Here is a 10,500-nt window from a genome sequence, read left to right as displayed (position 1 = left end):
TCCCGGCCCCCCTTCCACTACTCTTTCTGGGTTTGGTGGGGGGGGGGGGGGCGCCCCCCCCCCCCCCCCCCCCCCCCCCCCCCCCCCCCCCCCCCCCCCCCCCCCCCCCCCAGGCCCCCCTCGGGCCGTGTCGTGAAGACCCGCTTCGCGGTGCACCGGAGCGGTGCGTGCAGCGCGTCGAAATCTGCGGGCCGAGCCGGAGGCTAGAGGTTGCCGCGCTTGTCCTGCTCGCGCTCGATCGCCTCGAAGAGGGCCTTGAAGTTGCCCTTGCCGAAGCCCATCGAGCCGTGCCGCTCGATGATCTCGAAGAAGACCGTCGGACGGTCCTGCACCGGCTTGGTGAAGATCTGCAGCAGGTAGCCGTCCTCGTCGCGGTCGGCCAGGATCTTCAGCTCGCGCAGCTCGTCGATCGGCACGCGGGTGTCGCCGACCCACTCGCCGAGGGTGTCGTAGTACGTGTCCGGGACGGACAGGAACTGGACGCCCGCCGCGCGCATCGAGCGGACCGTCGAGACGATGTCGTTCGAGGCCAGCGCGATGTGCTGGACACCGGGGCCGTTGTAGAACTCCAGGTACTCGTCGATCTGCGACTTCTTCTTCGCGATCGCCGGCTCGTTGATCGGGAACTTGACCTTCTTGGTGCCGTCCGCGACCACCTTGGACATCAGCGCCGAGTACTCGGTCGCGATGTCGTCGCCCACGAACTCCTTCATGTTCGTGAAGCCCATGACCTTGTTGTAGAACGCGACCCACTCGTTCATCCGGCCGAGCTCGACGTTGCCGACGCAGTGGTCGATGGCCTGGAAGGTGCGCTTGGCCGGGGGCTCGACCATCGGGTCGACGGCCTCGTAGCCGGGCAGGTACGGGCCGGTGTAGTCGCCGCGCTCGACCAGCGTGTGGCGGGTCTGGCCGTAGGTCGCGATGGCGGCCAGCACGACCGTGCCGTTCTCGTCCTTGACCTCGTACGGCTCGTCCAGCCCGCGGGCGCCCTGCTCGACGGCGTACGCGTACGCCGCGCGGACGTCCGGGACCTCGATGGCGAGGTCGATGACGCCGTCACCGTGCTCGGTGACGTGCTCGGCGAGGAAGCGGCCGCGGTCGGTCGTCGCCTTGATGACCGAGGTCAGCACGAAGCGCGCGGAGCCGTTGGTCAGGACGTAGCTGGCCGTCTCGCGGGAGCCGGTCTCCGGTCCGGAGTAGGCCACGAGCTTCATGCCGAAGGCGGTCGAGTAGTAGTGCGCGGCCTGCTTGGCGTTGCCGACGGCGAAGACGACCGCGTCCATGCCCTTCACCGGGAAGGGGTCGGCCTCACGCGCGGTGTGCGGGGTGGTGTCGAGGGTCTCAGTCATGAGCCGAGAGTCCCGCCGATCCACAAGCTGCGCAATAGTTTCCTGTTTGGCTGTACAAACTGCCCAGGATGACCGCAGGCTGTGTGAAACATCTGTGCACTATGACCACCCGCGAGCACGCGTGGGCAGCCGGAGGCATCCATGGGCATCGACGAACTCGACGGCCGGCTCATCGTCCTGCTCGCCCGTGAGCCGCGGATCGGGGTCCTGGAGGCCTCGCGGCGGCTCGGCGTGGCCCGCGGGACCGTGCAGGCACGCCTGGACCGGCTCCAGTCGAACGGGGTCATCCGCGGGTTCGGCCCGCAGGTCGACCCGACGGCCCTCGGGTATCCGGTGACCGCGTTCGCGACGCTGGAGATCAAGCAGGGGCAGGGGGCCGACGTACGGGCGCACCTCAACGGGGTGCCGGAGGTGCTGGAGCTGCACACCACCACCGGGCACGGGGACATGCTGTGCCGGCTGGTGGCCCGCTCCAACGCCGACCTCCAGCGGGTGATCGACCGCGTCGTCGGCTTCGAGGGGATCGTGCGGGCCTCGACGGCGATCGTGATGGAGAACCCCGTGCCCCTGCGGATCATCCCGCTGGTGGAGCAGGCGGCGGAGGACGACACCCGGATCTGACGCAAGGAGTTGCAAAGAAACCCTTGCACAGAAATCTTTGCAAGCTTATCGTCGAGCCATGCCCGAAAAGCCGGTAGAACCTGCGGGGCCTGCAGAGCCCAACGTCCGCACCCTCGACGCCCGTTCACTGCGCGGCCTCGCCCACCCCCTGCGCATCCGCCTGCTGGGCGCGCTGCGCCACAACGGCCCCGCTACCGCCTCCCAGCTGGCGGACCGGTTCGGGGAGTCGAGCGGGGCCACCAGCTACCACCTGCGCCAGCTCGCGGCGCACGGGTTCGTCGAGGACGCTCCCGAGCACGGCAAGGGCCGCGAACGCTGGTGGCGGGCCGTGTACGACGGCACGGCGTTCGACGATTCGCTGACGCTCGACGAGGACCCGGCCGTGCGCGGTGCGGCGGACCTCTTCCTGCACGAGATCGCGACGATCCACACGCAGGAGCTGAGCACCTGGCTCGGCAACGCCCACAGCTGGCCCACGGAGTGGCGGCGCGGTGCGGACATGAGCGACTTCACCCTGCACCTGACCCCCGCGCAGAGCCACGAGCTGATCCACAAAATGCACGACCTGATCAACAGCTATCGCGACCTGCCGGCCTCGCAGGACACGAAGGCGGTCCGCTTCCACACGCACGCCTTCCCTCGCGAAGCCTGACCCTTGCAGGGTGCCCGGCGGATCCTCTGCGGTCCGGATCCACGCCGGGCGCCGCCCGGACCCGCGCCTCAATCGCCGGCGGGGCTGGGTGGTGTGGGGCGGTGCCCCGCACGAGGGTCTCCTCGGCCAGGCCCCTGCGGGGTTGCTCGGCGGTGTACGGCTGGCCGTGTCCTGGTGTGGGTCGGTGCCCCGCACGAGGGTCTCCTCGGCTCGCGCCAGGCGGCCGTGGTTCTGCCAGACGGCCTGGGTTGCGCGCTCGTCCTGCGGGGACCCTCCTGCGTGTCCCCGCCCCACGGCAGGGCTCCGACAGCCCGAGGGGTGGGGGGACGGGGCGGGGTGTCCCCGCAGGACGAGCGCGCGACCACCGCCCACAGCCGAGACATGCCCGCACGCGCCGAGCCGAGGAGACACCCCGCCCCGGCACCCCACCCCGACCCCTGCCAACAGGCCCGCCACCTCCAGCCCCGCCGCCCACCGAGGCACGGGCCCGTATTACCAGCCCCGCCGGCGTTTGAGGCGCGGGTCCGGGCGGAGCCCGGCAGACGGCGCGAGCCGAACACCGCCGAGCCGCCCGCAGGGTCCGGACAGCGCCCGGCAGACGGCGCGAGCCGAACACCGCCGAACATCACATCCGAGGAGTCCACCGTGCACGCCTTACCGCCCGCCGATCCGACCCGCACGGAGCGCCGTACGGACAAGCGCCCCCTGGTCGGCGTACTGGCCGCCAACACCATCTCCATATCCGGGAGTTCACTCACCCTCATCGGCGTCCCGTGGTTCGTGCTCCAGACCACGGGCAGCGCCGGCCGGGCCGGGGTCGTCGCCTTCTGCGCCACCCTGCCCGTCATCGTGGCCGCCCTGATCGGCGGACCGGTCATCGACCGGATCGGCCGCCGCCGGGTCTCCGTCGCCTCCGACCTGATCAGCGGCCTGTCGGTCGGCACGATCCCGCTGCTGCACTACACGGGCGTGCTGGAGTTCTGGATGCTGTGCGCGCTGATGGCCGTGGGCGGCCTGGTGCACACCCCGGGCCTGACCGCCCGCGCCGTGCTCCTGCCGAATCTCGCCGAGCACGCCGGCACCACCATCACCCGGGCCGCCGGCCTCTACGACGCGGTCTCGCGCGGCGCCCGGATGACCGGGGCCGCGGTGGCCGGCCTGCTCATCGCGGCGTTCGGCGCCGAGACCGTACTGCTGCTGGACGCGGCGACCTTCGGGGCGTCGGCGCTGCTGGTCGCCGTCTTCCTGCGCGGGGTGCCGGCCGCCGAACCGCAGCGCACCGACGGGAAGGTGTCCCTCAAGGCGTACCGCGCCGAACTCGCCGAGGGCTGGGCCTTCATGACCCGTACCCGGCTGCTGCTGGGCGTCACGGTGATGGTCATGATGACCAACGGGCTGGACCAGGGCTGGTCCTCGGTCCTGCTGCCGGTGCACGGCCGGGACGCCCTCGGCGGCGCCACCGCGATCGGCCTGATGATCTCCCTCTTCGGAGGCTTCGCCCTGCTGGGCGCCCTGCTCTACGGGATGTGGGGCGAGCGCTTCCCGCGCCGCGCGGTGTTCACGGCGGCCTTCCTGCTCTCCGGGGCGACCCGGTACGTGGTGGCCGCCCTCACCGACACGACCCTGCCGCTCGCGGTGACGATGGCCCTGGCCGGCCTGGGCGTGGGCATGCTCAACCCGATCCTGACCACGGTCATGTACGAGCAGGTGCCGGAAGCGCTGCGCAGCCGCGTCTCGGGCGTGGCCACGGCGGGCTGCGAGCTGACCATGCCGATGGGCGGACTCGCCGCGGGCCTGCTGGTCGACGGGTTCGGGGTCACCACCGCGCTGCTGCTGTTCGGCGGCACGTACCTGCTGACGACGCTCGCCCCGATGGTCTTCCCGGCCTGGCGCGGACTGGACGGGGCGCCGGCCGTCAGCAGGACGGAGCCGGCTCTCCCCGGTTCAGCGCGCGAAGAGAGTTCACCGCATCCGTCAGCGAGGTGACGGGGACCAGCCGCAGCCCCTCGGGGAGTTCCGACAGGGCGTCCGCGCACTCGGCCTTCGGTACGAGGAACACGCTCGCCCCGTCGCGCCGCGCGGCCTGGGTCTTCAGGGCCACCCCGCCGACCGCGCCGACCTCACCGTCGGCGGTGATGGTGCCCGTACCGGCGATGCTGCGATCGCCGGTGAGATCACCGCCGCTGCCGTCACCGTCGAGCTTGTCGACGATGCCGAGGGAGAAGAGGAGCCCGGCGCTCGGGCCGCCGACGTCGGCGAGGTTGAGCTCGACCTTCACGTCCTTGGGGTCCTTGTGGAGGAAGCCGAGGGCCGCGTCGGTGGCGGCCGACTGCGACTTGGACATTTCCTCCAGGTTGTGCTTCTCGATCTCCTCGTCGCTTCCGCCGGAGGAGTAGACGGCCCCCCGGGGCATGACCGCCTGATCGGTCTTGAACCAGTGGCCGATCAGCTCGTGCAGCTTCATGGTCGAGGACGGGCCGGTGGCCCGGATGGTGGTCATCCGCAGCTCGCCCTTGGTGTCCCGGACCGGGGCGCCGGTCACGGTGATGACCGGCTTGCCCTGGTCGGAGCCCAGAACGTCGGCCGTGAGCCCGGGAATGGCGACCACGAAGGGCAGTGGCGCGAAGGCCGCGGCGGCGAAGAGCCCGAGCACGGGCACGGCGCAGACGGCCAGGGCGGCGGGACGCGGCAGACGTGTGAGGCGTGAGAGCACCCGCCCAATCTATCCGGCCCTGCAGCCCCGCCGGCGTTTGAGGCGCGGGGGTCCGGGGGCAGCGCCCCCGGCAACGGCGCCGCACCCGGCAACGCAGCGGCACCGACGGGCACCCGCCGAGCCCGCGGCCTAGCGAAGGGCGTCGGCCACCTCGCGCGCCGCGTCGACCACCCGCGGCCCGACCCGCTCCGGCACCGCGTCCGCCAGCATGACGACGCCGACGCTGCCCTCCAGCCCGGTGATGCCCACGAGCGGCGCGGCGGCGCCACTGGCGCCCGCTTCCAGCTCCCCGTGGGTCAGCGTGTACCCCGGCTCGATCAAGGAGCCCTGACGGGCTGCCAGGATGGCCCGCCCGGCGGCCCCGCGGTCCAGCGGGTGGCGGAAGCCGGCCCGGTAGGCCACGTGGTAGTCCGTCCAGGTCGGCTCCACGACGGCGACGGCGAGCGCCTCGGTGCCGTCGACGAGGGTCAGGTGCGCGGTGGCACCTATGTCCTCGGCGAGGGACCGCAGCGCGGGCAGGGCGGCCTCGCGTACGAGCGGGTGGACCTGGCGGCCCAGCCGCAGCACTCCGAGGCCGACCCGGGCCCGGCCGCCGAGGTCGCGGCGGACCAGGGCGTGCTGTTCGAGGGTGGCGAGGAGCCGGTAGACCACGGTGCGGTTCACACCGAGGCGGTTGGAGAGCTCGGTGACGGTCAGACCGTGGTCGGTGTCGGCGAGCAGTTTGAGGACTCTGAGCCCTCTGTCGAGAGTCTGGGAGGTTTCCGCGGTCACGACGCCTCTCCCTCTTTCGGTGAGCGGCGGTGACTCTCGGGGTGGCGCGCCGCCGGTCCCGCGGCGGCGCACGGAGAGGCCGCCGGTAGCGGCCATTGCACCGGCTGCGCTCCCGCGGCGGCGCTGCCACGGTGCGTTTGATGCGGGGACAGTAGCGAGCGGGTCCGCTCAGCGGAAGGGCTCGTCCAGAATCCGGGCGCGTGCTACCTGTTTATGCCGTTTCCTGATCGGGCTCGGTGTCAATTCGTGACCTCGATTGCCACAGGACGCCTTTACCGCCCCATTACTCTGAGCATGTTCAAAACGACTGTGATCGCCTCCAGGGGGGATGCGCCCACGCGCACCTGGAGTCACGAGGGGGAAGTACCGCATATGAAGCTCAAGCGCATTGCCATGGTCGCCGCCGCCGCGGTGGTGGGTCCGACGGTCCTGATGGCCACCCCCGCGATGGCCGACGAGGTCAGCAGCCCGGCGGTCACGACCCCGGACGCGGCCCCGAAGGACGACGCGGCGCCGACGGCCGGGGAGACCACCGAGACTTCGGCGCCCGAGGCGCAGAAGCCCGGTTCCGTCCAGCAGCCGCAGGCCCCGGAGACCCAGCAGCCGAAGCAGGAGCAGGAGCAGCCGAAGCAGCAGCAGCAGCAGCAGCCGGCCGAGGCTGCCAAGGCCGAGAAGAAGGCCGCGGAGCAGGTCGCCGCCGCGGGTCCGAAGCTGACCCTGGACGGGCTCCCCACCAGCTTCGCGGCGGGCGCCGGCTGGAGCGGGTTCTCCCTGCACGTGGACAACTCGGGCCGCCCGGCGGTCGACGACCACTCGCTCGAACTGGTCCTCTGGACGCTCGACACCTTCGGCTGGGAGGCGGGCGACATCCAGACCGAGATCTACGCGCCCGACTCCAAGGGCACCTGGGGCTGGCACGCGGTCGAGGCGTACGGATCCGAGGAGGTGTACTCCTTCAGCCTGGCCGACGTCGATGTCGAGAAGAACGAGGTCTTCGACCTCACGCTTCGGATGAAGTTCGGCAAGGACACCCCGCCCTCCCGCTTCTCCCTGTCCACGACCGCCGAGGGCGGCACCGGGGACCGCGTCCGGTACGAGTCCAAGGTCACCGGTCCCGGGCAGGAGGAGAACAACGGCCCGAAGGTCTCGGTGGAGGGCCTGCCCAAGGGCGGCTTCACGGCCGGCGGCGCCTGGCAGCCGTTCTTCCTGAGCGTCGACAACTCCGGCAAGAAGAAGATCGACGAGTACGGCTTCACGCTCATCTTCGACAACGCCGTCAACAACATCCAGGCGAAGCACCTCGACCTGGAGATCTTCGACGGCGAGCGCTGGGTCCCCGCCGAGAAGGATCCGTCCGATCAGCTCGCCGGCACGATCATCGACCGCGCCGTCGGCAAGGACGCGAAGTTCGACATCCAGCTGCGGGCCAAGTTCAGCAAGGACGCCCCGGTCGGCAAGATCTTCGCCGTCGTGCTCGCGGACGACCACGGCGTGGACCACATCATCTCCGACGTGGCCTTCGCCTTCACCTCGATCAACCCGGCGACGAGCACCGGCAACCAGCCCACGCCGGACGGCGGCGCCAAGCCGATCGTGGACGGAAACGGAAACGGAAACGGGACCGGCACGGGCACGGGCACCGGCACCGGCACGTCGCCCACCACCGGTGGTCAGCTGGCCGAGACCGGCTCCGACGCGGCCACCAGCTGGGCCCTCGGCGGCGCCGGCGTGGCGCTCGCCATGGGTGCGGCCCTGGTCGCCGGCACCGGTCGCCGACGCCGCCCGACCGCGTAACGGCGGACGGGGTCCGTGCGAACCACCGCACGGACCCCGTCCCCAGCTTCGTGGGAACTCACCGCATACGGGTGGCCCACTCCTGCACCTTCTTGATCCGCTCGCGCAGCTGCCCCGCGGTCGCCTCCGCGCTCGGCGGCCCGCCGCACACCCGGCGCAGCTCCGTGTGGATCACCCCGTGCGGCTTCCCGCTCTGGTGGACGTAGGCGCCCACCATCGTGTTCAGCGACTTGCGCAGCTCCAGCAGCTCCTTGTGCGAGACCACGGGCCGCCGGTCCGCCGGCAGCTCCAGCAGGTCCGCCTCCGCGTCCGGCTTGCGCCGGCTGTGCGCGATCTGCCGCGACTGCCGCTTCTGCAGCAGCATCTGCACCTGGTCCGGCTCCAGCAGCCCGGGGATGCCGAGGTAGTCCTGCTCCTCCTCGCTGCCCGGGTGCGCCTGCATGCCGAACTCGGCGCCGTCATAGAGGACCCGGTCGAAGACCGCGTCGGACTCCAGCGCCTCGAAGGACATCTGCTCGTCCTCGCCGGTGTCCTCGTCCTCCTGCTTGTTCGCCTCGTCCATCTCCTTCTCGGACTCGGCGTACGGATCCTCCTCGCCCTGCTTCTTCGGCTTGTCGAGGACGTGGTCGCGCTCGACCTCCATCTCGTTGGCGAAGCCGAGGAGATAGGGAATGGTCGGCAGGAACACGGACGCGGTCTCGCCGCGCCTGCGCGAACGCACGAAACGCCCGACGGCCTGCGCGAAGAACAGCGGCGTCGAGATGGTGGTGGCGTAGACGCCCACCGCGAGGCGCGGTACGTCGACGCCCTCGGACACCATCCGGACCGCGACCATCCAGCGGCTGCCGTCCTCGCTGAACTCGTCGATCCGCTTCGACGCGCCGGTGTCGTCGGAGAGCACCACGGTCGCCTTGCTGCCGGTGATCTCCCTCAGCAGCTTGGCGTAGGCGCGCGCCGAGTCCTGATCGGAGGCGATGACGAGGCCGCCGGCGTCCGGGATGCCCTTCCTGACCTCCGTCAGCCGCTGGTCGGCGGCGCGCAGCACGTTCGGCATCCAGTCGCCGCGCGGGTCCAGCGCCGTGCGCCAGGCCTGGGAGATGGCGTCCTTGGTCATCGGCTCGCCGAGCCGGGCGGCGATCTCGTCGCCGGCCTTGGTCCGCCAGCGCATGTTGCCGCTGTAGGAGAGGAAGATGACCGGCCGGACGACGCCGTCGCCGAGCGCGTTCCCGTAGCCGTAGGTGTAGTCGGCGGAGGACCGGCGGATCCCGTCGTTGCCCTCCTCGTACGTGACGAAGGGGATCGGGTTCGTGTCGGACCGGAAGGGCGTTCCGGTCAGGGCCAGGCGCCGGGTCGCCGGGTCGAAGGCCTCCAGGCAGGCCTCGCCCCAGGACTTCGAGTCACCGGCGTGGTGGATCTCGTCGAGGATGACGAGGGTCTTGCGCTGCTCGCAGCGGTTGCGGTGCAGCATCGGCCGCACGCCGACACCGGCGTAGGTGACCGCGACCCCGTGGTAGTCCTTGCTGAGCGGTCCGGCGGAGTACTCGGGGTCGAGCCGGATGCCTATCCGGGCCGCCGCCTCCGCCCACTGCTTCTTCAGGTGCTCGGTCGGCGCGACGACGGTCACCTGCTGCACGACGTGGTGGTGCAGCAGCCAGGAGGCGAGGGTGAGCGCGAAGGTGGTCTTGCCGGCGCCGGGCGTGGCGACCGCGAGGAAGTCCCGCGGCTGGTTCTGGATGTAGCGGTCGAGCGCCCCCTGCTGCCAGGCACGCAGCTTGTTGGCGGTGCCCCAGGGGGCACGGCCGGGGAAGGCGGGTGAGAGATGGTGGGAGGCGGTAGTAGTCACGGTCTCCGGTTCGTGCTCTCGGCGTATCTGGTACGGGTGGCAGGCAGTCGTACGTAGGACAACCGGGCCACCCTACCGGCCCGGGCCCGCCCCTCGCGGAGGGACAGGCCCGTGACCTCGGCGGGTGCGGCGAGCGTCACATCGCTTCGTGCAGTGCCCGTAGCCGGCGCGCGATCTGTGCCACGTCTTCGAGGCTGCCGGTCGCCACTTCGATCACCAGCTTGTACGACTCGTCCTGATCGACGTCGATCATGTCGGTACCGTTGAAGTCGAGGAACACGACGGTGCACATCCACGCCATGCGCTTGTTGCCGTCCACCAAGGGGTGGTTGACGGCGAGCGACTGGAGCAGCGCGCCGGCCTTCTCGAAGAGGTCCGTGTACGCCTCGACCCCGAACATCTGGGACTGCGGCCGGTGCACGGCGGAGCTGAGCAGGCCCAGGTCGCGGACCGCGACCTGCTGTCCCGCCATGGCGAGCTCAGCCAGGTCCAGGGCTTCCTGGACGGTCAGGTACTTCACTCACTCCCCCAGGCGGCGGAGCAGGTCGGCGTGACCCTTGGCGTACTTCTCGCCCAGTCGCCGGACCGTCTCGCGGTCCGCCTCCTGTTCGAGGTAGCGGTCGATCGCCTGGAGCACTATGGCGTGCATGCTGCGGCCCTCTTCCTCAGCGCGGATCTTGAGGGCCTCTTGCTGGTCGTCCCGGAGACGCAGGTTCATCGCCATACCAAAACGGTACCACCGCGGTGGGGCCATTGT

General features: G+C 71.0%; 10 protein-coding genes. 4 read left to right on the top strand and 6 right to left on the bottom strand.

The genetic code is table 11. The features are described 5' to 3' along the window. Positions 1–203 precede the first annotated feature (203 nt). On the bottom strand, positions 204–1,349 hold the full coding sequence (gene hppD, locus ACZ4YL_RS03450) for a 4-hydroxyphenylpyruvate dioxygenase (protein WP_468113533.1): 1,146 nt from the start codon (positions 1,347–1,349) through the stop codon (positions 204–206). A gap of 141 nt (positions 1,350–1,490) precedes the next feature. Here hppD and ACZ4YL_RS03445 point away from each other — a divergent pair, with 141 nt between their 5' ends. The 3 genes from ACZ4YL_RS03445 (at position 1,491) to ACZ4YL_RS03435 (ending at position 4,608) form a co-directional block, all read left to right on the top strand. After that, positions 1,491–1,970 carry an Lrp/AsnC family transcriptional regulator gene (locus ACZ4YL_RS03445; protein ID WP_388618263.1) on the top strand — a complete coding sequence of 160 codons (480 nt, stop codon included), beginning with the start codon at positions 1,491–1,493 and terminating at the stop codon, positions 1,968–1,970. A 58-nt stretch (positions 1,971–2,028) separates the two neighbouring features. Then, positions 2,029–2,622 carry an ArsR/SmtB family transcription factor gene (locus ACZ4YL_RS03440; protein WP_468113532.1) on the top strand — a complete coding sequence of 198 codons (594 nt, stop codon included), beginning with the start codon at positions 2,029–2,031 and terminating at the stop codon, positions 2,620–2,622. A 645-nt stretch (positions 2,623–3,267) separates the two neighbouring features. Beyond that, the gene (locus ACZ4YL_RS03435) at positions 3,268–4,608 is read left to right on the top strand and encodes an MFS transporter (protein ID WP_468113531.1); all 1,341 of its coding nucleotides are present in this window, start codon (positions 3,268–3,270) and stop codon (positions 4,606–4,608) included. Here ACZ4YL_RS03435 and ACZ4YL_RS03430 read toward each other — a convergent pair. Both ACZ4YL_RS03430 and ACZ4YL_RS03425 read right to left on the bottom strand, forming a co-directional pair. Further along, positions 4,538–5,335 (bottom strand): S16 family serine protease, encoded by a 798-nt coding sequence (locus tag ACZ4YL_RS03430; protein WP_468113530.1) that lies wholly within the window; start codon positions 5,333–5,335, stop codon positions 4,538–4,540. The genes ACZ4YL_RS03435 and ACZ4YL_RS03430 overlap by 71 nt on opposite strands. Positions 5,336–5,464: 129 nt before the next feature. Further along, positions 5,465–6,106, bottom strand: coding sequence for an IclR family transcriptional regulator (locus ACZ4YL_RS03425; RefSeq protein ID WP_007264382.1), 642 nt, complete (start codon positions 6,104–6,106; stop codon positions 5,465–5,467). 372 nt (positions 6,107–6,478) lie between these two features. Here ACZ4YL_RS03425 and ACZ4YL_RS03420 point away from each other — a divergent pair, with 372 nt between their 5' ends. After that, entirely contained in the window at positions 6,479–7,900 is a 1,422-nt protein-coding gene (locus ACZ4YL_RS03420; protein WP_468113529.1) for a hypothetical protein, read from the top strand. A 58-nt stretch (positions 7,901–7,958) separates the two neighbouring features. Here the strand turns inward: ACZ4YL_RS03420 and ACZ4YL_RS03415 are convergent, their stop codons facing one another. The 3 genes from ACZ4YL_RS03415 to ACZ4YL_RS03405 all read right to left on the bottom strand — a co-directional run bounded on the left by ACZ4YL_RS03415 (position 7,959) and on the right by ACZ4YL_RS03405 (position 10,461). Continuing rightward, a complete protein-coding gene (locus ACZ4YL_RS03415) occupies positions 7,959–9,743 on the bottom strand; it encodes a DEAD/DEAH box helicase (protein ID WP_052874215.1) in 1,785 nt (594 codons plus the stop codon). A 136-nt stretch (positions 9,744–9,879) separates the two neighbouring features. After that, positions 9,880–10,263 (bottom strand): type II toxin-antitoxin system death-on-curing family toxin, encoded by a 384-nt coding sequence (locus tag ACZ4YL_RS03410; RefSeq protein WP_468113528.1) that lies wholly within the window; start codon positions 10,261–10,263, stop codon positions 9,880–9,882. Next, the gene (locus ACZ4YL_RS03405; RefSeq protein WP_362056460.1) at positions 10,264–10,461 is read right to left on the bottom strand and encodes an Arc family DNA-binding protein; all 198 of its coding nucleotides are present in this window, start codon (positions 10,459–10,461) and stop codon (positions 10,264–10,266) included. Positions 10,462–10,500 lie beyond the last annotated feature (39 nt).

This window comes from Streptomyces sp. NPDC030021 (assembly GCF_055574035.1).
This window is presented reverse-complemented; position numbering and strand designations above follow the sequence as displayed.

Excerpts from the sequence above, each read along its gene's own strand:
- hppD (WP_468113533.1), bottom strand. The coding sequence starts at position 1,349 with ATGACTGAGACCCTCGACACCACCCCGCACACCGCGCGTGAGGCCGAC.
- ACZ4YL_RS03445 (WP_388618263.1), top strand. The coding sequence starts at position 1,491 with ATGGGCATCGACGAACTCGACGGCCGGCTCATCGTCCTGCTCGCCCGT.
- ACZ4YL_RS03440 (WP_468113532.1), top strand. The coding sequence starts at position 2,029 with ATGCCCGAAAAGCCGGTAGAACCTGCGGGGCCTGCAGAGCCCAACGTC.
- ACZ4YL_RS03420 (WP_468113529.1), top strand. The coding sequence starts at position 6,479 with ATGAAGCTCAAGCGCATTGCCATGGTCGCCGCCGCCGCGGTGGTGGGT.
- ACZ4YL_RS03405 (WP_362056460.1), bottom strand. The coding sequence starts at position 10,461 with ATGAACCTGCGTCTCCGGGACGACCAGCAAGAGGCCCTCAAGATCCGC.